The following is a 23,755-nucleotide window of genomic DNA, read 5'->3' on the forward strand; positions in this document are numbered from 1 at the left end:
ATCAGTTAACCTAAGCGGCTCTGTCTGCTGAGCCTGACTCTCATCTGGCTCAGGATGTGGAAGCGAACCGTAAAAATGGTTCCGGTAAAAAGACCATTAAGGCCCCGACAGGCAACTTCGAACTGACAACCCCGCGCGATCGTAACGGCACTTTTGAGCCACAACAGGTGAAGAAACATCAGACTACGCTGTCCGACGAGATCGAACGCAAGATCATAGTATTAGCTCAGACCTGATCTGACAGTTACCGGTTATTTATACAGGTATCTGTCAGATTACATCTGGTTTAAATTTTTCTCAGCCCAGATGCGCTTTCCATCAAGTAACGTTTCCATCGGCGTCCGGCCGCAGCACATTTTTCCCTGATGGGTTCGCTCATTATTATAGTGAGCCAGCCATTCATCAAGATCCGATTGTAATGCTTCAAGATCACCATATAACTTTTTGCGGAACGTCACCTGATAAAACTCCTGCAAGATAGTCCTGTGGAACTGTAAATAGACCCACTTTAGTCCCATGCTTTTTTTGAGATCCCGGCCAAATTGATGACCCTGGCCCAAATTCAGTACAGTGCTAAATCAGAGATCTTCGTCTTTCCGGAGACTTCGGATAAATTCAGCCGGAGTCATATTGTTCAGTGACTCATGCGGGCGTTCTTCCGGCGCTTATCCAGGGAGTGTAAGTTTACGATCACGCCACACCGGTTCCGGCATACGGTGGCAACCCATATGATGAAATCACCTGAACGTAATTTGTACGCGGTGAAGAAACTGCTGGGCCATGTCAGCATCACATCGACGCTGGAATACATTGATGAAAGTGTTGATAGCCTGCGGGATATACTGGAAACGGAGTTGATGTAGCGGCCTGATGAATGTGTCGCTGACACAATTTGACATTAACAACAAATATCTGTAAAGATCACGCACGAAAAAACAGACTTGCTCCAACAAGTCTGTTTTCCAAGAGCCTTTTTTCAACCACAAGTAACAGCGTTACATCGTGTTTTTACTGGCTCGCCTTCGTGTCCGTCAGGATTGCATCTTGCAAATCTGACCAACCGGCTTTGAATAGTGGTGCCCGGACTCGGAATCGAACCAAGGACACGGGGATTTTCAATCCCCTGCTCTACCGACTGAGCTATCCGGGCAACGGGGCGCATTAAACCGTAAAGGGGCGCAGTCGTCAACGGCTTTACACGAAAAAAGTGATAAAAGCGCGCTGACTGCCTGCTTTTCAGGCAAAATGCATAAAATCAGTACCCCGTCAGGTGAGCGCGCCACCCTGGCGGCACTGTGCAAAACGCAGAATATCTTCCGCCAACCGCTGAGCGGTATCTACATCAGCCTGACTGCGGTTGACCAGCATTCGGCTGAGACAACCTTCCAGCACCAGCTCCATCTGCCTTGCAACCATCGCCGGATCGTCAATTTCCAGCGTGGTCAGTAGTTCATGGGTAAAATCATGTGCCGTGCGTTTTTGTTGATTAGCCAGTTGGTGAATAGGATGGGTTGGATCGGGATAAAACGTACAGGCGGCAATGAACAAGCAACCAGGATAACGGTTATTACTGACACATTCCGAAAGCGCGCTGTAGCGTGCCAGTAGCTTTTGTTCAGCAGAAAGCGTCTCATCAAGAAGAAGCTGGCGTCGCCAGATATCTACCTGCTGACTCAGATAACGTAGCGCGTCATATAAAATGGCTTCTTTATCTGGCCAGAAACGCTGTAATGTGTCGAGTGGGCGATTTACGCGCTCCGCCACCATTTCCAGCGTAGTATCGGCTATCCCTTGCGTCTCCAGTAATTTCAGGGCTTCTCCCAGAATATCTTCACGTTGCACGGTATTCTCCTCCGTCTTTGCTTTTGCAAGTGTCGCTCACGGTTGGCGATCGTGCAAATGCGCGCTAAAGGTGGCGGCGTCCATAAAGCCGGTGACTCGCGCTTGCGGCTGTTCCTGGCCTTGGGCATCAAAGAACAGAATGGTGGGCAGCCCAAGGACTTGCAGATGCTTTAACAGCGCGACATCCTGCGCATTGTTAGCGGTGACGTTAGCCTGCAAGAGCACCGTGTCGCCGAGCGCCTGCTGGACCCGCGGATCGCTGAAGGTATACTTTTCAAACTCTTTACAGGCCACGCACCAGTCGGCGTAGAAATCCAGCATAACGGGTTTGCCTTTGGCCCGCGCCAGCGCCTGATTGAGTTCGTCCACGGTAGAAATAGCCGTGAAATTGAGGTGCGCTGGAGCTTGCGCAGATGGCGATCCGAACGCCCAATCCTGTAGAGGCCGCACGCTAATGAGCGCTGCCGCCAGCAGGATAATCTGTACGATACGCATCCACGCTCGTCTGGCCTGAAGGCTGGTGATAAAGGCCCAACCAAAGAAAGCGACGCCCAGCAGCGACCACAGACGTAAACCCCAAGCCTCGCCAATAATCCGCTCCAGTAAAAAGACCGGTAACGCGAGGATCACGAAACCAAAAGCGGTTTTGACATGCGCCATCCACGGGCCGCTTTTCGGTAGCAGGCGGTTGCCAAACACGGTGACCAGCATTAGCGGCAGACCCATACCTAATGCATACAAATACAGCGTACCGCCGCCCAGCCACATGTTTCCGCTCTGAGCGATATAAAGCAGGATCGCGCTTAACGGCGCTGTAGTGCAGGGCGAGCAAATTAATCCGGCAATCGCCCCCATAACAAAAACGCCGCCGGGCGAGCCGCCTTGCTGACGATTACTCATTAATGTCAGCCGGGTTTGCAGTGAGGAGGGGAGCTGTAGTGTGAACAGGCCAAACATCGACAACGCAAGCAGGGTGAACACGATGGCAAGGCCGATTAACACATAAGGGTGCTGCAGCGCCGCCTGAAACTGTAATCCCGCCGCGGCGACGACCAGACCCAGTGCGGTATAGGTCAGCGCCATCCCTTGTACATAGATAAAGGCCAGCAGCAGTGCGCGCCCCGTCGACAAACGTTGCCTTCCCCCCAGGACAATACCGGAAATCAGCGGATACATGGGTAAAACGCAGGGCGTAAAGGCGATGCCGATGCCGATCAGCAGCGCCCAGAGCGCGGAAAAAGGTAGCTGGGCGGCGGGTTTTGATGTCTCACCCGTCTGGGGGACAGCAGGCGTCGGCGTGGCGTCTATTGCCGCGGCGACTTCACTTAGCGGCACCGTTTTCGTTTCCGGCGGATAACAGAATCCCGCATCGGCGCACCCCTGGTACGTTACCGTTAATGTCGCGCCAGCCGCCGCCTGGTTAACCGTTACCGGAACGTTTAGCCGCTTACGGTAGATTTCGCTTTTTCCGTAGAATTCATCTTCATGCCAGACGCCTGCCGGGAGTTGGACTGCGGCGATATCCGCTTTCGTTGGCGTGATGCTGATTTGTTTACGGTAAAGGTAGTAACCCTCTTTTACCTGCCAGGAGAGGGTAAGATCGTGTTGATTTTGCTGAAAATCAAAAACAAACGCCCGGTCGGCAGGGACGAACTGCGAGCGACCCGGCGCGTCGAATAATCCGGCGAAGGCGGATGTGCTGCACAGCAGCAGGATCAGCGTAAAGATGCGTTGAGCCATGAGAGGTAATCAGTATCTCCGTGAGTAACAGGTAAAACCAGAAGTTCAGGCGTTTGATACGGGTGATGAGACTTCAGGCAGTCGATAAGCGCTTGCTGATGTGAAACGGTGGTTTTCAAGATCATTTGAACTTCATACTCCTGCTCCAGTTTGCCTTCCCAGTAGTACAGCGATGTCGCGCCGGGGAGGAGGGTGGCGCAGGCGGCCAGTTTTTCCGCCAGCACTTTGGCGGCCAAATCCTGGGCGGTAGCTTCATCCGGGGCGGTACAAAGCACCACAACGGCCTCGGGGATGGAAATATCCTGACTCTTAACATCAAGCATAAACACCTCGAAAGAACAAAAAGACCCGCAAGTGAACGGTCACTATACAACGGACGAGGGCAGGATGTTAGTCAAAGGGCGGGAGAATGCGGGGCGTGATACGCCCCGCGGGTGAAACACTTACAGCATAAAGCTGCCCAGCAGGAAGCCGAAGCAGACAGCCAGAACGACGCCCAGGGTGCCTGGGATGAAGAACGGGTGGTTAAAGACGAATTTACCGATACGGGTTGTACCAGTGTCATCCATCTGTACCGCCGCAACCAGCGTCGGGTAGGTCGGCAAAATGAACAGGCCGGAAACGGCGGCGAAGGAAGCGACTGCCGTCAGCGGAGAGACGTTCAGCGCCAGCGCCATCGGCATCAGCGCTTTCGCCGTTGCCGCCTGAGAGTAGAGCAGCGCGGAAGCAAAGAAGAAGATGACGGCCAGCAGCCACGGATGGCCCTGGATGACGCTACCCGCAGTGTCTTTGATCCAGTCGATGTTAGCGGATACGAAGGTATCGCCCAGCCACGCCACGCCCAGAATACAGATACAGGCGCTCATCCCTGCTTTAAAGGTACTGGAGTTGAGGATGGCGTCAGTTTCCACTTTACACAGGATGGTGGTCAGCGTTGCGACGCTCAACATGATGATCAAAATAGCGTTGGTGGTGTTCATCAGCGGTTTTTCAACCAGGCCGAGGCTCGGACTGTTGACAATCGCATAAACAACCACGCAAATAACGCCCAGCAGGAACAGCCAGACGGAATTTTTTGCCATCGGTTTGATTTCAATCTGCTTTTCACCACGCAGCTCAATCAGCCCTTCTTCCAGACGCTTGCGGTAAATCGGGTCGTCCGACAGTTTGGAGTTGAACAGCATCGTGACCAGGAAGGACATCACCAGCACCGCCAGCAGCGTAGAGGGGATAACCACGGACAGCAGGTGGATGTAGCTAATGCCATGACCTTCCATAACAGAAGACATATACACCACGGCCGCAGAAATCGGCGAGGCGGTAATCGCAATCTGCGCGGATACCACGGCGGTCGAGAGCGGACGGCAAGGTTTGATTCCCTGCTCCTTCGCGACTTCAGCAATAACCGGCAGCGTTGCCAGGGAAATGTTCCCGGTACCAGCAAAAATAGTCAGGAAATAGGTCACAATCGGTGCGAGGATAGTGATGTATTTCGGGTTCTTACGCAGCAGTTTTTCCGTCTGGTTTACCAAATAATCCAGACCGCCCGCGACCTGCATAGCAGAGATCGCGGCGATAACCGCCATGATGATGGAAATGACATCGAATGGAATTGTCCCTGGCTTCACGCCGATGGCGGCAAGTACCAGAACACCCAGCCCACCTGCGAATCCAATACCGATGCCCCCAAGTCTGGCGCCCAAAAAGATTGCCAGCAAAACAATGATAAGTTCGACAACTATCATATTAGCCTTCCTTGTTGTTTAACAAGTTGATATTAAATTGTTGTTATTTGGTAACTTCTTGTAAGAAAAAAGGCACGTCATCGTGACGTGCCTCTTTGGTACTACCCTGTACGATTACTGTTCGCTTTCATCAGTATAACGTTTAGCTTTATAAGCCGGGTGCATCAAGTTCTGTACGGAGAAAATATCGTCCAGCTCGGCTTCCGTTAACAGGCCGCGCTCCAGCACAACTTCACGTACGCTCTTACCGGTTTCAGCACAGATTTTACCGACGATGTCGCCGTTGTGGTGGCCGATGAACGGGTTGAGGTAAGTGACGATACCGATGGAGTTATAAACGTACCCTTCGCACACTTCTTTATTTGCGGTAATGCCGTTAACGCATTTTTCCAGCAGGTTGTAGCACGCGTTGCTCAGAATGTGGATGGATTCGAACATCGCCTGACCGATAACCGGCTCCATAACGTTCAACTGCAACTGACCGGCTTCCGCCGCCATCGTAACGGTGGTGTCGTTACCGATGACTTTAAAGCATACCTGGTTTACGACTTCCGGTACTACCGGGTTCACTTTGGCTGGCATGATGGAAGAGCCCGCCTGCAGTTCCGGCAGGTTGATCTCGTTCAGGCCGGCACGAGGACCAGAAGAGAGCAAGCGCAGGTCGTTACAGATTTTGGACATCTTCACTGCCAGACGTTTCAGCGCGCTGTGAACCATAACATACGCGCCACAGTCAGATGTCGCCTCAATCAGATCCTCAGCCGGAACACAGGCAAAACCAGTGACTTCAGCCAGTTTTTTCACCGCCAGCGGAGAGTATTCTTTCGGCGTGTTCAGACCAGTACCGATTGCCGTTGCGCCAAGGTTGACTTCCAGCAGCAGCTCAGCAGTACGCTCGATGCTTTTCACTTCTTCTTTCAGCAGGATGCTGAACGCACGGAATTCTTGACCAAGCGTCATCGGTACGGCGTCCTGCAACTGGGTACGACCCATTTTCAGGATGTCCTGGAATTCAACCGCTTTACGTTCGAAACCTTCACGCAACTGGTTGATGGCATCGATCAGTTTGACGATAGAGGCGTAAACCGCTACACGGAAGCCTGTCGGATAGGCGTCGTTAGTGGATTGACATTTATTCACGTGGTCGTTCGGGTTCAGGTACTGATATTCACCTTTCTGATGACCCATCAGTTCCAGCCCGATGTTGGCCAGCACTTCGTTGGTATTCATGTTGACGGAAGTACCCGCGCCGCCCTGGTAGACATCTACCGGGAACTGGTCCATGCACTTACCGTTGTTAAGGACTTCATCACATGCGGCAATGATGGCGTTCGCCACACTCTTAGGAATGGTTTGCAGCTCTTTGTTGGCCAGCGCCGCCGCTTTTTTTACCATAACCATGCCACGCACAAATTCAGGGATGTCGCTGATTTTGTTATTGCTAATGTAGAAGTTTTCAATCGCTCTCAGAGTGTGAACACCATAGTAGGCTTCAGCTGGAACTTCCCTGGTACCCAACAGATCTTCTTCGATACGAATGTTGTTTGACATGTGAACCTTCTTTTTCAAGCTGCCAATGATTTTTACTTTAAAACACACAGGATATATGTGATTTCGAATGTTTTCTGACCGACGATTATCCCCTCCATCGGCCTGATAAACGAGATCATATGCTGGTTCAGAATTCCTACCGTAATCTGGATCACTTAAAGTGTGGGAATTTACCCCTTATTTATTATTTTGTGAAATAGGTCACCGCTTTAGTATTACTACCTAAAATAGGTGTACAAACCACTTGAAATTTTGCTACGCACCACCATATCGAATCGATGCGAATCGCAACCCCATTCAAATGGTCGTCGCAGACGGCCATGACTTACAGGAGAGTCCTTTGCGCTGGATACCCTTTTTAGCTGTCTTTCTCTATGTTTACATTGAGATTTCTATCTTTATCCAGGTCGCCCATGTGCTTGGTGTCCTGATGACGCTAATCCTGGTGATTTTTACGTCTGTTATCGGTATGTCGCTGGTACGTAACCAGGGTTTTAAAAACTTTTTGCTGATGCAACAAAAAATGGCGGCCGGTGAGAGCCCGGCGGCAGAAATGATTAAGAGTGTATCGCTGATCATCGCTGGCTTACTGCTCCTGTTGCCGGGATTTTTCACCGATTTTCTCGGCCTTCTCCTTTTGTTACCGCCAGTGCAAAAACATTTGACGCTGAAGTTGCTGCCGCATTTACGTTTTTCCCGGATGCCGGGCGGCGGGTTTAGCGCGGGTACTGGCGGTGGCGAAACATTTGACGGCGAGTATCAGCGTAAAGACGACGATCGCGATCGTATTGAACATAAAGACGATCGTCGGGATTAAAGGTAGAGATGTTGGCCGGATAAGGTCGCGTGAGGCGTTATCCGGCCAGCGGATGCGTCTTACGCCATGCGTTTTCGCTTCGGTAAAAACAGCCATAATGCAGCCAGCATGATAATGGCATATAAGCTTTTCCACCCCAGCATTGCCAGCAATAACAGGCACAGTAGACAACCCGTCACCGCCAGTGCATAGCAGCGCCCTTTCAACAGTCGACAGCCCGCCAGCATACAAAGCAGATAGAGCATAATAAAAATACCGTTAGCATAGACGATCAGCGCATTGAGGTTAATCTTCAGGGCGTAGACGACCAGGGAACTCACGCCACAGCAGGCCAGAATAACGTTTAACGCGTGCAAGGGAAGGCGCCCGGGAGAGAGTTGAGCCAGATAGTGATCGGGCTGATATTGCATTTGCGTCCATATCAGACGCGCAAAACTCTGAGCATACACATTCAGGCTGGCAAAGCAGGTGAGATAACCAATAATGCAGGCTACCCACAACGCCTGGATACCGAAGAGATGAACAATAATAAGCGGTAGCGAGGCTGTTGCTGCTATCTTGTCGCTATAGACGCCAAAATGCAGCACCACGGCGGTACAGGTCCAATAAATGGCACCGGCCAGCATCAGACCAATGATCAATGCGCGCGGAAAATCACGTTCAGGATTTTTAAATTCAGACGACAAATGCGTAAAAGCCTCGATTCCCACAAATCCCCAGAACATGATCGCCAGGGCGGTACACAGCCGGGGAAAGGTGATGTCGTTTGCGGCTGGGAAGGTGATATCTGCAGGTTTAATCGCGCCTTTCCACAGAATGGCGGCAATAAGCGCGATAATTAATCCAGCGATAATGGCTTGCAGGTTGGCGCTGGAGCTGGCGCCGCGCGATCCCATAAACCATAGTAAACCTAGAGTACCCAGCTCCCCCAATAAGAGCTGTTCGCTTTGCCAGCCAAACAGCGCCTGGCCGAAACCCACCGCAATATGCAAGGCTGCGGGAAAACTAACAGGAATAACTGATAAAAACAGCCAACTGTAAGCCCGTTGCAGACGCGGACCAAATGCCATCCCGACAAAATGTGCTACGCCGCCAGCGTGTGGAAAATGACGTCCCAGCACAGCAAAGACAATCGCAACAGGGAAAATCAAAATAATGAGCAGCGGCCATGCCCAAAGGCTGATGTTGCCTGCCGCCAGCGCAGCCAGCTCCGGAAGCGCAAAAACGCCAGTCCCTAATAGTGATGTGGTTAACAAGATAACGCCCTGAACCAACCCAAGCTCTTTTTTTAGTTCATTCATCAGCTCATTATCCGGCGGCATTGTAACGTCAGGTGGCGAAAGACATTTTTAAGCGTATCACACACACCTTTTCTTATAGCAGGTTGTTCTAAACCTTGGGTAAACGTGAGATAAGTAGCGTTTTTACGGCTTTTTTCGCTCAGAAGAATTTTTTTTCATCTCCCCCCTTGAAGGGGCAAAACCCCATCCCCATCTCTCTGGTCACTAGCCGGGAAACCGTTTACGGGCCGGCGTCACCCATAACTGATAATGACTTTCTCAAAGGAGAGCTATCAATGAGTATTCGTCCGTTACATGATCGTGTGATCGTCAAACGTAAAGAAGTTGAGTCCAAATCTGCTGGCGGCATCGTACTGACCGGTTCCGCAGCGGGTAAATCAACTCGTGGCGAAATCATCGCTGTCGGTAAGGGTCGCATCCTGGACAACGGTACTGTACAGCCGCTGGACGTGAAAGTTGGCGACATCGTTATTTTTAACGATGGCTACGGTGTGAAATCTGAAAAGATCGACAATGAAGAAGTGTTGATCATGTCTGAAAGCGACATTCTGGCAATTGTTGAAGCGTAATCCGCGAACGACACTGAACATACGAATTTAAGGGAAAGAGAAAATGGCAGCTAAAGACGTAAAATTCGGTAACGACGCTCGTGTGAAAATGCTGCGCGGCGTAAACGTACTGGCAGATGCAGTGAAAGTAACCCTCGGTCCGAAAGGCCGTAACGTGGTTCTGGATAAATCTTTCGGTGCGCCGACTATCACTAAAGATGGTGTTTCCGTAGCGCGTGAAATCGAACTGGAAGACAAGTTTGAAAACATGGGCGCGCAGATGGTGAAAGAAGTTGCCTCTAAAGCGAACGACGCTGCAGGCGACGGCACCACCACCGCGACCGTACTGGCGCAGTCCATCATTACCGAAGGCCTGAAAGCCGTTGCTGCGGGCATGAACCCGATGGACCTGAAACGTGGTATCGACAAAGCGGTTGCTGCTGCGGTTGAAGAGCTGAAGGCGCTGTCCGTACCGTGCTCCGACTCTAAAGCGATTGCTCAGGTAGGTACTATCTCCGCTAACTCCGACGAAACCGTAGGTAAACTGATCGCGGAAGCGATGGATAAAGTCGGTAAAGAAGGCGTCATCACCGTTGAAGACGGTACCGGTCTGCAGGACGAACTGGACGTGGTTGAAGGTATGCAGTTTGACCGCGGCTACCTGTCTCCTTACTTCATCAACAAGCCGGAAACTGGCGCAGTAGAGCTGGAAAGCCCGTTCATCCTGCTGGCTGATAAGAAAATCTCCAACATCCGCGAAATGCTGCCGGTTCTGGAAGCCGTTGCAAAAGCAGGCAAACCGCTGCTGATCATCGCTGAAGATGTTGAAGGCGAAGCGCTGGCTACCCTGGTGGTGAACACCATGCGTGGCATCGTGAAAGTGGCTGCGGTTAAAGCACCGGGCTTCGGCGATCGTCGTAAGGCGATGCTGCAGGATATCGCTACCCTGACCGGCGGTACCGTAATCTCTGAAGAGATCGGTATGGAGCTGGAAAAAGCAACCCTGGAAGACCTGGGTCAGGCGAAACGTGTTGTGATCAACAAAGACACCACCACCATCATCGATGGCGTGGGTGAAGAAGCTGCAATCCAGGGCCGTGTTGCTCAGATCCGTCAGCAGATTGAAGAAGCGACCTCCGACTACGATCGTGAAAAACTGCAGGAGCGCGTAGCGAAACTGGCAGGCGGCGTTGCGGTTATCAAAGTTGGCGCTGCGACCGAAGTTGAAATGAAAGAGAAGAAAGCCCGCGTTGAAGATGCCCTGCACGCGACCCGTGCTGCGGTAGAAGAAGGCGTGGTTGCCGGTGGCGGCGTTGCGCTGATCCGCGTTGCTTCTAAAATTGCTGACCTGAAAGGCCAGAACGAAGACCAGAACGTGGGTATCAAAGTTGCGCTGCGTGCAATGGAAGCTCCGCTGCGTCAGATCGTGCTGAACTGCGGCGAAGAGCCGTCTGTAGTAGCTAACACCGTGAAAGCTGGTGACGGTAACTACGGTTACAACGCTGCAACTGAAGAATACGGCAACATGATCGACATGGGTATCCTGGACCCAACCAAAGTTACTCGTTCTGCTCTGCAGTACGCGGCCTCTGTGGCTGGTCTGATGATCACCACCGAGTGCATGGTGACCGACCTGCCGAAAAGCGATGCTCCTGATTTAGGCGCTGCTGGCGGCATGGGTGGTATGGGTGGTATGGGCGGCATGATGTAATTGCCCACACCCTGCATCCTTCAGGCTGCAGATGCGTTGGCTAATCCCAGTCACTTACTTGAGTAAGCTCCTGTGGATTAACAAACTGGCCGCCTTCCTGCAACCAGAATGATTTGGGTGCTTATCTCCCAGAATTGAGAAACCCTCGGGCAGAAATGACCGGGGGTTTTTCTTTTGGTCATCTTTTTAGTATAAGATTCAGATACGGACAAAACGTCCAGCTCATTGATTATGGGGAATAACATGCACGTGAAATATTTAGCAGGGATCGTTGGCGCCGCGCTGCTGATGGCGGGTTGTAGCTCCAGCAACGAACTCACCGCTGCCGGCCAAAATGTACGCTTTGTCGAAGATAAGCCAGGCGCGGAATGCCAGCTTATTGGTACGGCAACCGGTAAACAGAGTAACTGGTTTTCAGGCCAGCACGGCGAAGAGGGTGGCTCAATGCGTGGCGCAGCGAACGATCTGCGTAATCAGGCGGCCGCGATGGGTGGAAACGTGCTGTATGGCGTAAGTAGTCCGTCACAGGGCATGTTGTCCAGTTTTGTCCCGACGGCCAGCGAGATGAACGGCCAGGTTTATAAATGTCCGAATTGATATGTCTGAATCGTAACGCCCTCTGAAAAATTCAGAGGGCGATATGGCTAGCGTTTTTCCTGCGATGATGCCATGCGTAGATTATGCAACGCGTGCATACATTGATCTTGCGTCAGACGCGCTGCTTTACCGGTTCCAAGCGTTCTGACAAAAACCTTACACGGTTTTCCTTCCAGCTTTTTAAGACGCGGGCTGAAATTCAGCAAGCGGCGTGATATCGCTTCAGCTTCTTTAGAGCCTGACTGACTGCGGGTCTTAATGATGGTGCCGCAATCATGCGATTGTCCTGCTTCATCCGTATAACGATAAACGAGCGCTAAATAATGGTTATACAGATTATGTTTCCAGTCAGGCTGGTTATAGGTATCAAATTCGATATTGCCGTTTTCCAGGCAGTCAGCATCGTATAATGGTAAAAAGTCCAGCATTGAAGAAATACGCAATGCGAGCTCACGCATTTCGGCATTATTAATGGCGTGAATAATAGCCATCACCAGAACTTCAACCTGCCACTCACCGACCTGTAAATCAAGATGGCTACCATTGTGCAGCTTTAACGTAAAGGTTAATACTTTTTCTGTATTATCGCTCAGTACTAAAGATTCAACACGCTGATTAACATCGGCGTTTTCCAGCTCTTCACGGAGTATTGCCGGAATATTTTCATGCATTTTAAGCACATGACTGCTTTTGGCTTTCTGGCGTTTTTCCTGCTCTTGTTCCGGAAGCGAGTGTTGTAAATAAAGCCGGTGTTCAAGGCCGATCAACAAATCTCGCAGCGCGAGCACAGGAAAGAAAAGCAGTGTTTCTTTATTTCTCAGTGACTTCACCTTAAGCGCCAGCGCGATAAACTTATCATTGTGACGAATAACGCCGGTATTTAGTCCCTTAATCGTTAAGGCCATGTCAATTCTCCACAAATATAAAATAATTAAATGTTTTACTGCAATGTATTTGATATATAAATTGTTTATGCCGTCCTATAAAAAGGAGAACCAGTATAATTCGAAAATGCAGTACACGCTAAGCGAGTCCTGAAACGGACTTTATTGAAAAGAGAGGGCCGGAAAGGTGTATTTAACGAAGGGTATTTTATCGTCGCCAGAGGGTGAGGAGAATCGCGAAGGGAATCTCCTCATGATATTGCGCGGTAATATTTTTCGTCGTCCCTGATGCGCCCGCGAGAATTAGCGCTGCCGAAGCTGTAAATCCAGCGGTGTTTTGCTCGGTTCGCCGCCGATTTCACGCGCCAGTCTTGGCACCATATAGCCGGATACCAGCGTGAGCAGTTCGCGCATGATTTGCCGGGCTTCGTCATCGGTGACCATAAAATGCGCGGCGCCCTGTACTTTATCCAGCACATGCAGGTAATAGGGCATCACGCCGGCGTCAAATAGCGCGTTGCTCAGATTCGCCAGTGTTCGCGCGTTATCATTCACGCCACGCAGCAGAACGCTCTGGTTGAGAAGCGTGACGCCCACGTGGCGCAGTTTCTTCATCGCCAGGCAGAATGCCTCGTCCACTTCATTAGCGTGGTTGATATGGTTCACCAACAAAATTTGCAGACGTGACTGGTCAAAGCGGGCGACCAGTTCGTCAGTAATGCGTGCCGGGATGACGATAGGCAACCGACTGTGGATGCGTAGCCGCTTGACGTGCTTAATGGCTTCCAGTTGCGTGAGCAGCCAGTCCAGCTCATGATCTTTCGCCATCAGCGGATCGCCGCCGGAAAAGATGATCTCATCCAGTTCCGGGTGTGCGGCGATATACTCCAGCGCGACTTTCCAGTTGCGCTTATTGCCTTGATTCTCCGCATACGGGAAGTGACGACGGAAACAGTAGCGGCAATTTACCGCACATCCGCCTTTTACCAGCAATAGCGCCCGGTTTTGGTATTTATGCAATAATCCTGGCACCACGCTGTGTTGCTCTTCCAGCGGGTCGGTGGAGAAACCGGGGGCGACAATAAATTCATCCCGGGACGTCAGCACTTGACGTAACAGAGGATCGTCAGGGTTGCCCTTCTCCATGCGCGCAATAAAAGCGCGCGGCACGCGGAGGGCAAACAAGCGCCTGGCGTCCTGTCCTGCCCGGAGGTTTTCATCAGCTTCAATCTGTAAAAGATGCAGCAGTTCGTCGGGATTGGTCACAACATCGGCAAGTTGCGCTAACCAATCTTCTCGCAATGGGGTATTTAGGGTTACAATATGCGCCATTTTGTGGCTTAGCTACCAGTTAACAATTTCAGAGGGCCTTATGGCGACTTACTATAGCAACGATTTTCGTTCCGGTCTTAAAATCATGTTGGATGGCGAACCTTATGCGGTTGAATCCAGTGAATTCGTGAAACCGGGTAAAGGCCAGGCGTTTGCCCGCGTTAAGCTGCGCCGTCTGCTGACCGGCACGCGCGTTGAGAAAACCTTCAAATCGACCGATTCCGCTGAAGGCGCGGATGTAGTCGATATGAACCTGACTTACCTGTACAACGACGGTGAGTTCTGGCATTTCATGAACAACGAAACCTTCGAACAGCTGTCTGCAGATGCCAAGGCTATCGGCGACAACGCAAAATGGCTGTTGGATCAGGCAGAATGCATCGTAACCCTGTGGAACGGTCAGCCTATCTCTGTCACTCCGCCGAACTTTGTTGAACTGGAAATTGTTGATACCGACCCAGGTCTGAAGGGCGATACCGCAGGTACTGGCGGCAAACCAGCCACGCTGTCTACTGGCGCAGTGGTTAAAGTTCCGCTGTTCGTGCAGATTGGCGAAGTGATCAAAGTCGATACCCGTTCCGGCGAATACGTATCCCGCGTAAAATAATTTACGTTATCGGGAAAAATGGTGCAGCGTATGCTGCGCCATCCTGTTTTCGCGCCTCAATGATGAAACGCTTTATCGGCCTTGTCGCGCTGGTTCTTCTTACCAGCACATTATTAACGGCATGTAATACCGCCCGCGGCTTCGGCGAAGATATTCAGCATCTTGGCCATGCCATCTCCCGCGCAGCCAGCTAATCGCTTCTCGTCTTCCTAAAATTAGTCGATCGCCCGTCATTTTCTGGGATGTTGTCTATTATTAAGTTGCTATACACAAACAACATTGGCTAGAAAAGGAAGACATTATGGTTAAAAAGACAATTGCAGCGATCTTTTCTGTTTTGGTACTTTCCACTGTATTAACTGCTTGTAATACCACGCGCGGCGTGGGCGAGGACATCTCGGACGGTGGTAGTGCGATCTCTGGCGCTGCAACCAGAGCTCAGCAGTAACCATCAACGGTACGGCATGGCGTCGTACCGTTAATCGATTTTCTCCGGAAGCATAAGAAAGGGAGAATATCGGTTATCCATATGAAGTTTCATACGGATATTACGTTTATAGGTGTAAACCGTTTTCCCGTGAATGCCAAGCGCATACGCAATCTCTTTATTGCTGGTGCCTTCCGTCCACATCGCGAGCACTTTTTCCTCCTGCGGAGAGAGCAATGGCGTGGCGCTTTCCGGCGCTTCCTGCAGTGGATGAGTATATAGCGCTCCTTTAATTCGTTGTGCAAGCTCATGTAAAGGCGTGTGTTTAGATAACACCGCATGACTGGCATATTGCGGTCTGTACGGCATATTCCCTGACTGTAATAATACCAACGGCGTCATCCTGCAGGCGGCAAAAAATGCATTGATAGGCTGTTCGGGTAAGGCATCGTTGAGAAAACCATATAAATCAGCGATAACCAGATGGGGCTTCCATTGCAGAATATGTTCTTTCGCCAGTATAAGGTTATTCATCCCGGATACCAGCAGTGAAGAACTGAGCACATCAGTGTGATTAAGCCAGGCCTCCATGCCCGTACGGGTAAAGTGGCATCGGTCTATCACTAAAATTTTCAACATAGTTTTTTGCACCCGGAAGTAGATAAAGCACTTTCTTTCCCAGAAGGCGTTCCATCATAGAGAACTCCTGTGGGCGCTAAATGCGAAAACTACGCGGCTTAAAAGGGCCAATTCCCGCCTTTAGACGGAAAAAAATAAAAAGGTTGAAATTCATTTTCTCTCAGGCAAGAATGGCTTTTCATCCGTATACGTTACAGGACGACCTGTAAACGCTATTCTCACCGGGGACGGCCCCATTAATTATCTGGAGCCTGCTATGTCCTGGATCATTCTATTAATCGCTGGTTTACTTGAAGTGGTATGGGCTGTCGGCCTGAAGTATACCCACGGTTTTTCTCGTCTGACCCCCAGTATTATCACCATTACGGCCATGGTTATCAGTATGGCGTTACTTTCCTGGGCAATGAAAACGCTGCCCGTTGGAACGGCGTACGCCATCTGGACCGGCATCGGCGCCGTCGGGGCGGCAATCACCGGTATCCTTCTGTTGGGCGAGTCTGCCTCACCGGCGCGTTTGCTCAGTCTTGGCTTGATCGTCGCGGGTATCATTGGGCTAAAACTCAGTGCGCATTAATTCGTTGCTGATATCGCTACGAACCTGATTGTTTTACCCAAATTAATTTATTGACGTCAAACCCCTCCCGGGTCGCGACGGCCAGCATTTGCTGTTTTATTTCCTCAGAAAGCGTTGGCGTGCGAGAGAGTATCCACAGATAGTCGCGATCCGGGCCGCACACCAGCGCATGACGGTATTCCCGGTCAAGCGCAATCACGTTATAGCCGCCGTAGAATGGGCCGAAAAAAGAGACCTTGAGCGCGGCGCGGTTTGGACTACCGGTAAAATACGCTTTGCCTTCTGTTTTTTGCCACATTCCCCGATCCGGGTTATAGCCTTTATTGATGACATTAATCCCGCCATCGTCACGCAGGCTATAGGTGGCCGTGACTTGTTCCAGCCCACGTTCAAATCGATGATCGAGGCGTGCGATCTCATACCAGGTGCCGAGGTAACGTTTGGCATCAAAGTTATCTACCACGGTGACGCCTTTAGGCGGGGTAGGCGAACTACAGGCGACGACCAGAAATGCAGCCGTAACTGCAGCAACGACGGGCAGAATGCGCATAAGATTTTCCTTCCAGTGTTTTTTCTAAGTGTAGAACCTGGCGGGAAAATGAGAGGCAGGAAAAGAAAAAACGCCCTCTTATCGGGTAGATAAGAGGGCATCGTGGCAACTTAGAGAGTGATAACGCCAATCGCCGTCACAACGGTCAGGATTGCCGCCAGACCGTAAAAGACCCATTTGCCCGCAGGCACGTGGATTTTCAGGTCATGCATCGCGTGGTGCATACGGTGTAGGCCACACCATAGCGGCAGCACGATCATCAGGAACAGAAAAACGCGACCAATAAAGCTTTGGGCGAACGTCAGTACGCGCTCAAAACTCAGGGCATCGCCCGGAAATAGCCCCAGCGGCAGCATGATGCCAACCAGTAGCACGATCACCGGCGCGATGATCGCGCCCCACATACCGCCTGCGCCAAACAGTCCCCAGAATACGGGTTCATCAGAACGTTTTGGGTTTGGATTAATCATCCGGGACTCCTTACCAGAACAGGGCAACATACAGAATGACTACGGTGACTACCGCAGTGACCACCCAAAGCCCTTTGATGATTGGCTCTGGCCCCATTTTTTCGTCTTTTACAATGATATTGGCCGCCTTCGGCGCCAGTTCAAACCAGGTTTTGGTGTGCAGCAGCGCGGCCGCCAGGGTGATCAGGTTTAAGATCACTACCACCGGGTTTTGTAAAAAGCCGACGAATCCCATCCAGGATTCCGCGCCGTGTTTGAGCGCAAACAGACCGAAAATCAGTTCAATACTGAACCAGACTGCCGGCACCGCTGTGCCTTCGCGCAGCATATAAAAGCGATAAAACGGCAGTTTTTTCCACCAGGTGGACGTCATCGGCCGCACATAGGGTTTGCGTTTAGTCGTCATGTTGCACTCCTTAGCGTGGTTTCAGGGTGGCGATAAGAAAGTCTTTCGAGCTTTCCACTTTACCCTGCTGAATGGCCGCAGCCGGATCGACATGTTTTGGACAGACTTCGGAGCAGTAGCCCACGAAAGTACAGGTCCATACGCCGTTCGGACTATTCAACTGCGCCATACGCTCCTTCTTACCGTGATCGCGGCTATCTTCGTTATAGCGATGCGCCAGCGTAATTGCAGCCGGTCCGATAAACTCAGGATTCAGACCGAACTGCGGGCACGCGGCGTAGCACAGACCACAGTTGATGCAACCGGAGAACTGGTGATACTTCGCCATTTGCGCCGGGGTCTGGACATTCGGCCCCTGATCTGGCGTGCGAGAGTTGCCAATAATGTACGGTTTGATCGCTTCCAGGCTTTCGATAAAGTGCGTCATATCGACAACCAGATCGCGCTCAATCGGGAAGTTCGCCAGCGCTTCCACCTTCATACCGTTGGTGTAATCGCGCAGGAAGGTTTTACACGCCAGTTTAGGGACGTTGTTGACCATCATGCCGCAGGAGCCGCAGATCGCCATACGGCAGGACCAGCGGTAGCTCAGGTCCGGTGCCAGGTTATCCTTGATGTAGCCCAGCGCATCCAGCAGTGACGTGGTTTCATCATAAGGAACTTCATAGAAAGCACTGTGCGGCGCGGTATCGGTTTCCGGGTTATAGCGCACCACCTCAACTTTCAGGTTTTTCATCTCAGCCATTCGCCTTCTCCTTCTTATCGGCTGCTTCCGCTTCACCGCCGTAAACACGTTTGGCTGGCGGCAGGGTGGTGATTTTCACGTCGCTGTATTCCAGACGGGTCGTGCCATCAGCATCGCGGAAGGCGAGGGTGTGCTTGAGGAAGTTCACATCGTCGCGCTCGGTACAGCCTTCATCCAGACGCTGATGCGCGCCGCGGGACTCTTTACGCGCCAGCGCAGAGTGCGCCATACATTCCGCCACGTTCAGACCATGACCCAGTTCGATGGTATACAGCAGGTCGGTGTTGAACACGCTGGAGGTATCGGAGATACGTACGCGCTTGAAACGTTCCTGAAGCTCGGCCAGTTTATCAACGGTTTTCTGCATCAGTTCCGGGGTACGGTAAATACCGCAACCTTCTTCCATAGACAGACCCATCTCATCGCGGATCTTCGACCAGTTTTCGTTGCCTTCCTGGTTCACCAGATTTTTCAGACGTTGTTCAATATCGGCAACCTGGGCGTCGAGCGCGGCGCTATTTGCGGCGCCTGCCGTAGCAGCGCGTTCCATTGCTTGTTCGCCAGCCAGACGACCAAACACCACCAGTTCCGCCAGTGAGTTGGAACCGAGGCGGTTCGCGCCATGCAGGCCAACAGAGGAGCATTCGCCAACGGCAAACAGCCCTTTGACACGGCTTTCACAGTTCTGGTCGGTTTCAATGCCGCCCATGGTGTAGTGCGCGGTCGGACGTACTGGAATCGGTTCTTTAACCGGATCGACGCCGACATAGGCTTTCGCCAGTTCGCAAATGAACGGCAGACGTTCATGCAGTTTCTTCTCGCCGAGATGACGCAGGTCGAGGTGAACCACATCGCCGCGCGGCGTGGAGATAGTGTTGCCTTTACGCCATTCGTGCCAGAAAGCCTGGGATACTTTGTCGCGCGGCCCCAGTTCCATATATTTGTTTTTCGGCTCGCCCAGCGGCGTTTCGGGGCCCATGCCGTAGTCTTGCAGGTAACGGTAGCCATTTTTATTGACCAGAATACCACCTTCGCCGCGGCAACCTTCAGTCATCAGGATACCGGAACCTGGCAGGCCGGTCGGGTGATACTGAACGAATTCCATATCACGCAGCGGAACGCCGTGGCTCAGCGCCATGCCCATCCCGTCGCCGGTGACGATGCCGCCGTTGGTGTTATAGCGGTATACGCGGCCTGCGCCGCCTGTCGCCATTACCACGGCGTTGGCACGGATTTGCACCAGCGTGCCTTCCATCATGTTCATTGCCACCAGGCCGCGCGCATGGTTGTCATCAACCAAAATATCCAGCACAAAATGTTCGTCAAAGCGCTGGATTTGCGGGAACTGCAGGGAAGTCTGGAACAGAGTATGCAGCATATGGAAGCCGGTTTTATCCGCGGCGAACCAGGTACGCTCGATTTTCATACCACCGAAGCGACGCACGTTAACGCTACCGTCCGGACGGCGGCTCCACGGGCAGCCCCATTGCTCCAGCTGCGTCATCTCAGTGGGACAATGGTGGACAAAGTAATCCACGACATCCTGCTCACACAGCCAGTCTCCGCCTGCTACCGTATCGTGAAAATGGTAGTCAAAGCTGTCATGATCCTGGGCGACAGCGGCTGAACCCCCTTCGGCAGCGACGGTGTGGCTGCGCATCGGGTACACTTTTGAGATCAGTGCGATTTTAGCATTGGGATTCGCCTGTGCGGCAGCAATTGCAGCACGTAATCCCGCGCCACCGGCGCCTATAATGGCAAGATCGGCTTGAAAGGTTTGCACGACATTCCTCCAGATTATTGTAATTTCACCCTCGCGCAGCCAGATAAAGCCTCTGGGTTCTGCGAAGTATGAATGCGTTTCCACTGCTCCTTTATGGGTACAACAGTATAGTCTCAGGGATGTGAGGGAAATTTGACGTGTTCGATTTTTTTAGCGTATCAGAGGGATGAATTATCATTGATTTTGATTAATTTAATTACTAAACCATCTGAAATCACTTTTTTTACCCTCCAGAAGGCGCCCGATACGCCTGCGCAAAATTTGTTTCGCCCGCGCGTTGCGAGTAGACTTCGTGACCTTGTCTTAAACTGGAGAAAGAATCATGAGCGAAACGGCAACCTGGCAGCCGAGCGCGTCCATCCCCAATTTATTAAAACGTGCGGCGATTATGGCGGAAATCCGTCGTTTCTTTGCCGATCGTGGAGTGCTTGAGGTTGAGACGCCCTGCATGAGTCAGGCGACGGTCACAGACATTCATCTGTTCCCGTTCGAAACGCGTTTCGTCGGACCTGGCCATTCCCAGGGGATGAACCTCTATTTAATGACCAGTCCGGAATACCATATGAAACGCCTGCTGGCGGCAGGGTGCGGCCCAGTTTTCCAGCTATGCCGCAGTTTCCGTAATGAAGAGATGGGACGACATCATAATCCGGAATTCACTATGCTGGAGTGGTATCGCCCGCATTACGATATGTACCGCCTGATGAATGAAGTGGATGATTTGCTTCAGCAAGTGCTGGATTGTCAACCTGCGGAAAGTCTCTCCTATCAACAGGCGTTTCTGCGCCATCTGGAGATTGACCCGTTATCAGCAGATAAAACGCAGCTGCGTGAGGCGGCGGCAAAGCTTGATTTAAGCAATATCGCTGATACGGAAGAAGACCGTGATACGTTGCTGCAACTGCTGTTCACGATGGGGGTTGAGCCGCATATAGGTAAAGAAAAGCCGACCTTTATTTATCACTTTCCGGCAAGTCAGGCATCGCTGGCACAAATCAGTACCGAGGATCATCGCGTCGCCGAGCGCTTTGAGGTGTACTACAAAGGTATTGAGCTGGCGAATGGTTTCCACGAACTGACGGACGCACGTGAGCAACAACAGCGCTTTGAACAGGACAATCGTAAGCGCGCCGCTCGCGGTCTGCCGCAGCAACCGATTGACCAAAATCTACTGGATGCGCTGGCCGCCGGTCTACCGGATTGTTCCGGCGTGGCGCTGGGTGTTGATCGTCTGGTGATGCTGGCGCTGGGAGCAGAAAGCCTGGCGGACGTGATTGCTTTTACGGTCGATCGGGCGTAAATCTGAAATTCACTCTTTCGCGAGATAAAATGGCGCAATAAGCGCCATTTTGTAGCATATTTTTTCAATTATCCTCTGTTTGCCACAACATAAGGCTGGAACTTTGATGCCATTTAGGTATCAATCCTGTGTTGATTTTTTTATCGCTGACCTTTGTAAAAAAGAAGGCGGCGTCAATCGGTGAGCGGCGTCTGGCAAACGCGCTCGAGCGTAAGGGATGGTTGAATGACCCACACGATAAAAAAGATGAGCCTTATTGGGCTTATCCTGATGATTTTTACTTCTGTTTTTGGTTTTGCGAATAGCCCGTCGGCGTTTTATTTAATGGGGTATAGCGCAATCCCGTGGTATATATTTTCTGCCTTGCTGTTTTTTATTCCATTCGCCTTAATGATGGCTGAAATGGGTTCCGCTTATCGCAAAGAAGAGGGCGGGATCTATTCGTGGATGAATAATAGCGTGGGGCCACGTTACGCGTTTATCGGCACGTTTATGTGGTTTTCATCGTATGTCATATGGATGGTAAGTACGGCGGCAAAAATTTGGGTACCGTTTTCTACTTTTGTTTTTGGCGCCGATATGACGCAGCACTGGCGTATTGCGGGGCTTGAGCCTACGCAGGTTGTCGGGCTGCTCGCCGTCGGCTGGATGATTCTGGTGACGTGTGTCGCCGCCAGAGGGATCAATAAAATTGCGCGAATTACGGCGGTCGGAGGTATTGCCGTAATGTGTCTTAATTTAGTTTTATTGTTGGTGAGTGTCGCTATTTTGTTATTAAATGGTGGGCATTTTGCACAAGAAATTAATTTTACCTCGTCACCGAATCCGGGTTATCACTCCGGCCTGGCAATGTTGTCATTTGTAGTATTTGCTATTTTTGCTTACGGCGGTATTGAGGCTGTCGGCGGACTGGTGGATAAAACCGAGAAACCGGAAAAGAATTTTGCGAAAGGTATTGTTTTCGCGGCTATTGTGATTTCAATTGGTTATTCTTTGGCGATCTTTTTATGGGGCGTCAGCACTAACTGGCAACAGATATTAAGTAATAGCGCCGTTAACTTAGGGAATATCACCTACATTCTGATGTCGAGTTTAGGCACGACATTAGGTAACGCGTTAAACCTTTCTCCGGAGGCTGCGATGACGGTGGGCGTCTGGTTTGCGCGTATCACTGGCCTTTCTATGTTTCTGGCTTATACCGGCGCGTTTTTTACGTTGAGCTATTCACCGCTGAAAGCCATTATTCAGGGGACGCCAAAAGCGTTGTGGCCCGCGCCGATGACGACACTAAACGCTAACGGTATGCCGGCGACCGCTATGTGGCTACAGTGCGTGCTGGTGAGTCTGTTTATTTTGCTGGTCTCTTTTGGCGGTGACACCGCATCGGCGTTTTATAACAAACTCACGCTGATGGCGAACGTCTCAATGACCTTGCCATACCTGTTCCTTGCGCTGGCATTTCCCTTCTTTAAAGCGCGTCAGGATCTGGAGCGGCCATTTGTTCTCTTTAAAACCAAAGCCTCTACCCTGGTCGCGACGGGTGTTGTGGTGCTGGTGGTGACGTTTGCCAACGTCTTTACCATTATCCAGCCGGTGATTGAAGCTGGGGACTGGGACAGCGCCTTGTGGATGATCGGCGGCCCGATCTTCTTCTCGCTGCTGGCGATGGCGATTTATCAGAATTACAGCAGCCGCATGAGCGCTGATCCGGAGTGGGCGGGGGAGTAAAGACCGTAGGCCGGATAAGACCCGACGGGTCGCATCCGGCATTTCTTGCCCGATGGAGAACGTTATGAATGATAGTTCGAGAGACCCGATTATCACGGAAGATGAGGTTAGGGCACTCAATTTTACTCCGGAAGATATCCTTGAAATAGAAAAGGTTATTCTTTCTTCCGTTCATGTTGCACGTCGAAAGGTTGCGATGGTAGTAGGAATGTCTATTGGCACGTTAAGGGATCGCGATGAGGATAAGTGGAAACATGTGTCGGATATTTATTGCGCGTATGTTATAAGATGCCTCGTATTTCGCGGAGAACTGGTGGGTTACGGCGATTTATTCCGAATGCGCTATAGCGAAATTAACCTGCCTGTTGCCGATCTGGACGCATAATAAGTCCGAAAATGTCTGTGAGTTGCGATGAAATGCCCGATGGCGCAAGCTTATCGGGCCTACAGATTAATTG

Annotated in this window: 25 protein-coding genes, 1 tRNA gene and 3 pseudogenes; 13 read left to right on the forward strand and 16 right to left on the reverse strand. The window is 51.3% G+C overall.

Going from position 1 to position 23,755, the window contains the following annotated elements:
• Nucleotides 1–14: 14 nt before the first annotated feature.
• Nucleotides 15–218, forward strand: a pseudogene (locus ACLD4K_RS05585) (transposase); the annotation flags it as partial.
• Between the two features lie 57 nt (nucleotides 219–275).
• Here ACLD4K_RS05585 and ACLD4K_RS05590 read toward each other — a convergent pair.
• A pseudogene (locus ACLD4K_RS05590) lies at nucleotides 276–494 on the reverse strand (IS481 family transposase); the annotation flags it as partial.
• A 150-nt stretch (nucleotides 495–644) separates the two neighbouring features.
• Between ACLD4K_RS05590 and ACLD4K_RS05595 the strand changes: the two are divergent.
• Nucleotides 645–863: pseudogene (locus tag ACLD4K_RS05595) on the forward strand (tyrosine-type recombinase/integrase); the annotation flags it as partial.
• A 211-nt stretch (nucleotides 864–1,074) separates the two neighbouring features.
• On the opposite strand, the gene ACLD4K_RS05600 reads toward ACLD4K_RS05595, so the two are convergent.
• The 6 genes from ACLD4K_RS05600 to aspA form a co-directional block, all read right to left on the reverse strand.
• Nucleotides 1,075–1,150: transfer RNA gene (locus ACLD4K_RS05600), tRNA-Phe, on the reverse strand.
• A gap of 116 nt (nucleotides 1,151–1,266) precedes the next feature.
• A complete protein-coding gene (locus tag ACLD4K_RS05605; RefSeq protein ID WP_001188511.1) occupies nucleotides 1,267–1,842 on the reverse strand; it encodes a transcriptional regulator in 576 nt (191 codons plus the stop codon).
• 36 nt (nucleotides 1,843–1,878) lie between these two features.
• The gene (locus ACLD4K_RS05610) at nucleotides 1,879–3,582 is read right to left on the reverse strand and encodes a protein-disulfide reductase DsbD (RefSeq protein ID WP_411011514.1); all 1,704 of its coding nucleotides are present in this window, start codon (nucleotides 3,580–3,582) and stop codon (nucleotides 1,879–1,881) included.
• The gene (gene cutA / locus ACLD4K_RS05615; protein ID WP_000887832.1) at nucleotides 3,558–3,905 is read right to left on the reverse strand and encodes a divalent cation tolerance protein CutA; all 348 of its coding nucleotides are present in this window, start codon (nucleotides 3,903–3,905) and stop codon (nucleotides 3,558–3,560) included. The genes ACLD4K_RS05610 and cutA overlap by 25 nt, the downstream gene beginning before the upstream one ends.
• A 120-nt stretch (nucleotides 3,906–4,025) precedes the next feature.
• Nucleotides 4,026–5,327: an anaerobic C4-dicarboxylate transporter DcuA gene (gene dcuA, locus ACLD4K_RS05620; RefSeq protein ID WP_000637595.1), complete on the reverse strand. Its 1,302-nt coding sequence runs from the start codon at nucleotides 5,325–5,327 to the stop codon at nucleotides 4,026–4,028.
• A 114-nt stretch (nucleotides 5,328–5,441) separates the two neighbouring features.
• Nucleotides 5,442–6,878: an aspartate ammonia-lyase gene (gene aspA, locus ACLD4K_RS05625; protein ID WP_000069440.1), complete on the reverse strand. Its 1,437-nt coding sequence runs from the start codon at nucleotides 6,876–6,878 to the stop codon at nucleotides 5,442–5,444.
• A gap of 340 nt (nucleotides 6,879–7,218) precedes the next feature.
• On the opposite strand from aspA, the gene ACLD4K_RS05630 reads away from it, so the two are divergent.
• Complete coding sequence (locus tag ACLD4K_RS05630; protein ID WP_001267291.1) at nucleotides 7,219–7,695, forward strand: FxsA family protein; 477 nt, start codon at nucleotides 7,219–7,221, stop codon at nucleotides 7,693–7,695.
• A gap of 59 nt (nucleotides 7,696–7,754) precedes the next feature.
• On the opposite strand, the gene yjeH is transcribed toward ACLD4K_RS05630, so the two are convergent.
• Nucleotides 7,755–8,996 (reverse strand): L-methionine/branched-chain amino acid transporter, encoded by a 1,242-nt coding sequence (yjeH, locus tag ACLD4K_RS05635; protein ID WP_411011515.1) that lies wholly within the window; start codon nucleotides 8,994–8,996, stop codon nucleotides 7,755–7,757.
• 275 nt (nucleotides 8,997–9,271) lie between these two features.
• Here yjeH and ACLD4K_RS05640 point away from each other — a divergent pair, with 275 nt between their 5' ends.
• The 3 genes from ACLD4K_RS05640 (at nucleotide 9,272) to ACLD4K_RS05650 (ending at nucleotide 11,852) form a co-directional block, all read left to right on the forward strand.
• Nucleotides 9,272–9,565 (forward strand): co-chaperone GroES, encoded by a 294-nt coding sequence (locus ACLD4K_RS05640; protein WP_000027827.1) that lies wholly within the window; start codon nucleotides 9,272–9,274, stop codon nucleotides 9,563–9,565.
• 43 nt (nucleotides 9,566–9,608) lie between these two features.
• On the forward strand, nucleotides 9,609–11,255 hold the full coding sequence (groL, locus tag ACLD4K_RS05645; protein WP_174895157.1) for a chaperonin GroEL: 1,647 nt from the start codon (nucleotides 9,609–9,611) through the stop codon (nucleotides 11,253–11,255).
• A 243-nt stretch (nucleotides 11,256–11,498) separates the two neighbouring features.
• On the forward strand, nucleotides 11,499–11,852 hold the full coding sequence (locus tag ACLD4K_RS05650) for a DUF4156 domain-containing protein (protein ID WP_000558210.1): 354 nt from the start codon (nucleotides 11,499–11,501) through the stop codon (nucleotides 11,850–11,852).
• Between the two features lie 47 nt (nucleotides 11,853–11,899).
• On the opposite strand, the gene ACLD4K_RS05655 is transcribed toward ACLD4K_RS05650, so the two are convergent.
• Entirely contained in the window at nucleotides 11,900–12,757 is an 858-nt protein-coding gene (locus ACLD4K_RS05655) for a YjeJ family protein (RefSeq protein ID WP_411011516.1), read from the reverse strand.
• A gap of 282 nt (nucleotides 12,758–13,039) precedes the next feature.
• Entirely contained in the window at nucleotides 13,040–14,068 is a 1,029-nt protein-coding gene (epmB, locus tag ACLD4K_RS05660; protein WP_000940478.1) for an EF-P beta-lysylation protein EpmB, read from the reverse strand.
• A 40-nt stretch (nucleotides 14,069–14,108) separates the two neighbouring features.
• Between epmB and efp the strand changes: the two genes are divergently transcribed.
• The 3 genes from efp to ecnB all read left to right on the forward strand — a co-directional run bounded on the left by efp (nucleotide 14,109) and on the right by ecnB (nucleotide 15,123).
• Nucleotides 14,109–14,675, forward strand: a complete 567-nt coding sequence (gene efp, locus ACLD4K_RS05665) for an elongation factor P (RefSeq protein WP_000257282.1) — start codon at nucleotides 14,109–14,111, stop codon at nucleotides 14,673–14,675.
• A 59-nt stretch (nucleotides 14,676–14,734) separates the two neighbouring features.
• Entirely contained in the window at nucleotides 14,735–14,869 is a 135-nt protein-coding gene (locus ACLD4K_RS05670) for an entericidin A/B family lipoprotein (protein WP_000977687.1), read from the forward strand.
• A gap of 107 nt (nucleotides 14,870–14,976) precedes the next feature.
• A complete protein-coding gene (gene ecnB, locus ACLD4K_RS05675; protein ID WP_000239598.1) occupies nucleotides 14,977–15,123 on the forward strand; it encodes a lipoprotein toxin entericidin B in 147 nt (48 codons plus the stop codon).
• A 30-nt stretch (nucleotides 15,124–15,153) separates the two neighbouring features.
• On the opposite strand, the gene ACLD4K_RS05680 is transcribed toward ecnB, so the two are convergent.
• Nucleotides 15,154–15,741 (reverse strand): helix-turn-helix transcriptional regulator, encoded by a 588-nt coding sequence (locus ACLD4K_RS05680; RefSeq protein ID WP_000912959.1) that lies wholly within the window; start codon nucleotides 15,739–15,741, stop codon nucleotides 15,154–15,156.
• A gap of 256 nt (nucleotides 15,742–15,997) precedes the next feature.
• Between ACLD4K_RS05680 and sugE the strand changes: the two genes are divergently transcribed.
• Nucleotides 15,998–16,315, forward strand: coding sequence for a quaternary ammonium compound efflux SMR transporter SugE (gene sugE / locus ACLD4K_RS05685; RefSeq protein WP_000118469.1), 318 nt, complete (start codon nucleotides 15,998–16,000; stop codon nucleotides 16,313–16,315).
• Between the two features lie 16 nt (nucleotides 16,316–16,331).
• Here the strand turns inward: sugE and ACLD4K_RS05690 are convergent, their stop codons facing one another.
• From ACLD4K_RS05690 to frdA, 5 genes are all read right to left on the reverse strand, one after another.
• Nucleotides 16,332–16,865 (reverse strand): lipocalin family protein, encoded by a 534-nt coding sequence (locus ACLD4K_RS05690; protein WP_411011517.1) that lies wholly within the window; start codon nucleotides 16,863–16,865, stop codon nucleotides 16,332–16,334.
• A 110-nt stretch (nucleotides 16,866–16,975) separates the two neighbouring features.
• Nucleotides 16,976–17,335, reverse strand: coding sequence for a fumarate reductase subunit FrdD (gene frdD / locus ACLD4K_RS05695; protein WP_000609650.1), 360 nt, complete (start codon nucleotides 17,333–17,335; stop codon nucleotides 16,976–16,978).
• 10 nt (nucleotides 17,336–17,345) lie between these two features.
• Nucleotides 17,346–17,741, reverse strand: a complete 396-nt coding sequence (gene frdC, locus ACLD4K_RS05700; RefSeq protein ID WP_000208749.1) for a fumarate reductase subunit FrdC — start codon at nucleotides 17,739–17,741, stop codon at nucleotides 17,346–17,348.
• A gap of 10 nt (nucleotides 17,742–17,751) precedes the next feature.
• Nucleotides 17,752–18,486, reverse strand: coding sequence for a fumarate reductase iron-sulfur protein (frdB, locus tag ACLD4K_RS05705; RefSeq protein WP_183059419.1), 735 nt, complete (start codon nucleotides 18,484–18,486; stop codon nucleotides 17,752–17,754).
• Nucleotides 18,479–20,269 (reverse strand): fumarate reductase (quinol) flavoprotein subunit, encoded by a 1,791-nt coding sequence (gene frdA / locus ACLD4K_RS05710; RefSeq protein ID WP_001192954.1) that lies wholly within the window; start codon nucleotides 20,267–20,269, stop codon nucleotides 18,479–18,481. The genes frdB and frdA overlap by 8 nt, the downstream gene beginning before the upstream one ends.
• A 322-nt stretch (nucleotides 20,270–20,591) precedes the next feature.
• Between frdA and epmA the strand changes: the two genes are divergently transcribed.
• The 3 genes from epmA to ACLD4K_RS05725 all read left to right on the forward strand — a co-directional run bounded on the left by epmA (nucleotide 20,592) and on the right by ACLD4K_RS05725 (nucleotide 23,682).
• Nucleotides 20,592–21,569, forward strand: coding sequence for an elongation factor P--(R)-beta-lysine ligase (gene epmA, locus ACLD4K_RS05715; RefSeq protein WP_411011518.1), 978 nt, complete (start codon nucleotides 20,592–20,594; stop codon nucleotides 21,567–21,569).
• A 225-nt stretch (nucleotides 21,570–21,794) separates the two neighbouring features.
• Nucleotides 21,795–23,297, forward strand: a complete 1,503-nt coding sequence (gene yjeM / locus ACLD4K_RS05720; protein WP_183059420.1) for a glutamate/gamma-aminobutyrate family transporter YjeM — start codon at nucleotides 21,795–21,797, stop codon at nucleotides 23,295–23,297.
• Nucleotides 23,298–23,361: 64 nt separating this feature from the next.
• Nucleotides 23,362–23,682: a hypothetical protein gene (locus ACLD4K_RS05725; protein ID WP_411011519.1), complete on the forward strand. Its 321-nt coding sequence runs from the start codon at nucleotides 23,362–23,364 to the stop codon at nucleotides 23,680–23,682.
• Nucleotides 23,683–23,755 lie beyond the last annotated feature (73 nt).

Source organism: Salmonella sp. 741265055_HSA, assembly GCF_046569525.1.
In the GTDB taxonomy this organism is placed as follows: domain Bacteria; phylum Pseudomonadota; class Gammaproteobacteria; order Enterobacterales; family Enterobacteriaceae; genus Salmonella; species Salmonella enterica.